The organism is Endozoicomonas sp. ONNA2 (assembly GCF_024606365.1).
Classification (GTDB): Bacteria; Pseudomonadota; Gammaproteobacteria; order Pseudomonadales; family Endozoicomonadaceae; genus Endozoicomonas.
In genome coordinates, this window is sequence record NZ_JAHHPO010000968.1 from 1 (window position 1) to 2,238 (window position 2,238).

Annotated in this window: 1 protein-coding gene; it reads left to right on the forward strand. The window is 46.0% G+C overall.

Translation table 11 applies throughout. The features are described 5' to 3' along the window. Positions 1 to 1,981: DUF4116 domain-containing protein (locus KDK14_RS17130; protein WP_257266400.1), on the forward strand; the 1,981-nt coding region annotated here is incomplete at its 5' end. Between the last annotated feature and the right edge of the window lie 257 nt (positions 1,982 to 2,238).

Consider the following 2,238-nt stretch of genomic DNA (forward strand, 5'->3'; position numbering starts at 1 on the left):
CGGCGGACTGGATTGTCTGGCCAACCCGGTAAAACTCAGCATGTCACCACAACGCTCAAAGCTGGTAGCAGCGACCAGGGACAGCGTAAATCGGCTGGTTTATGGCGCTGAAGCACTGTTGGAGGGCTATCGGGCATTCTTGCTGCTCGCTGGTAACCACAGTTCACCCCGGCTCCGGTCATTACAGGACGAATTACCGCTATTGACCACCCGGTTCGAGGCGTTGAAACAGACCATCAGCTCAAGGTTAGAGACTATCATCCACCCCCTGCATACGGATGAGGCACTACCGCTACCCGAGGGCACGTTTGGCCAATGGATGGCAGCCTGCCATCAGCTGCAATCCTGTCTTCAGGCTCTTAATCGCCCGAAGGTTGAGCAGGTCCGGAGTGTCCATGATCTGATTTTTGCCCTGCATAGTCGCTTTGTAGAGGCGCTGGCACCAGTGACTCTGGCTTCTGGCCAGGGCAGGCTATCTACGACAACATATATTAACCATGTTGATTGCACGACCCCGGGCAGTGAAAAGGTACCGCTATTAACGCCGACCACCAAAACATATATCGAAGCATCACTGTTTAGTGGGGTGGTCATCAATATGGATCACGCCTTGATTGTTAACCTGAGCTTTGGCGGTCATGTGGGCATTATCGAGCTACTTGAAAATGCAGAGGGAGGCAAGGGACGAACCTTGAGGCTGAAATTTTCTGACCTGGGTTATAAATATCAACCCGGCAAGGTAAAACGTATGTGGTTTCTGGTGCAGTTACTGAAAGCGATCGGACTGGATGAAAATTCTGACAACATGAAACTGAGTTGCAACGCCGCAGCGGGAGGAATTATCGTCGAATGTACCCAAATGAAATCAAAAAAAGACATGCAGGTTGCCTTTGAAAAACTGCTAACTGCAATATATGCGCTTTCTGACTTGGATGTGTATATGCAAGACATAGCTGTTTTTGAAGAAGACCCGAGTCACTGGAGCTTTGGCTTGCTGGTACAACGCCTTGATAGTGATTTTACGACAGAAGTCGAAAGATTCGCCTTTCAACATTATCTTTTCTCAATGGCTTACAAGTTTCCGTCGGCTTACAGGCGTATTCAACGAATCAATTCCGATAGCTACCAGTTATCCGGTTGTTACCAGTTTTTAAGCTACCACCAGCAGCAACTTATTGACCATGGTCGACGGCTGGCAGAGTGCGCGACACAATCGGATGACCATATTCGGGAAATGTTCATGAGTGATGAAATCAATGAGGTCATACGCAGGGAGCTGTTACATCATCTTTTATTGTCAGATTACAAAAACGCAACTCCCCTGGTTGATCTTGTGTATGATTTGGTGGGTGAATGCTTTGTTATCGAACCGTCTTACTGTTACCACCCGGTGTTTAAAATTCCACCGGGCCAGCAGTTTTCAGACCATAAAGAAAAGGTCACGAATATCCTGCTGAAGCAGGGGCTGCAGTATGCCAGCCAACGGCTTCGAAATGATAAAGACCTTGTGTTATCAATCATTGCGAAATATCCGGATGACCTGGAATGTGTTAGCCGGGAACTGAAAAATGATAAAGATGTTGTCATGACCGCAATTAAACAAGATGGTGATCTGCTGCAATATGCAAGCCCGGAATTTCAGGATAATGATGAAATTGTCGTGGCTGCTATCAAACAGAGTGGCAGTGCTTTGGAGTACGCTAGTGACAGGATAAGAAGTGATAAAAACATTATTCAAATCGTCATTGCTGATAAAGTTCGTTTCCTCAAATGTGCCAGCAAAACGTTATTGAAGGATCGCGAGTATATACTGGGCTTAATTAAACATACACCTCGTGCCTTGATGTATGTGGATTATAGTCTTGAAAGTGATGATACATTTCTCAGGTCAGCAATCCGCACAAACCCCGAAGTTATTAAACAATGTTGGGCGCTATCTCATAAGTTGAAGCGCTTGGCACAAAAATCTCAATGCAGTTAAATAGCGTTGCGATATGAGCCGAAAATGGAGCAATTAGTAGTGATAAAACCTTTTGTATGAAGATTCACTGGTTCACTGGAGAGTGTATCTTAATGTTACCTACTAAAATTTATAGTCCTGATTATCAAGGCACGACAACTCATCCAAATGGGAATACCAGGGCCAACAAACCAGCCGAAAGGTCTGCTAATGATGAGCCCATTCTGTCCGACTGCTCACCATTAGCCAAACGCCTTTGCCAGTTACATGTGTCGGCA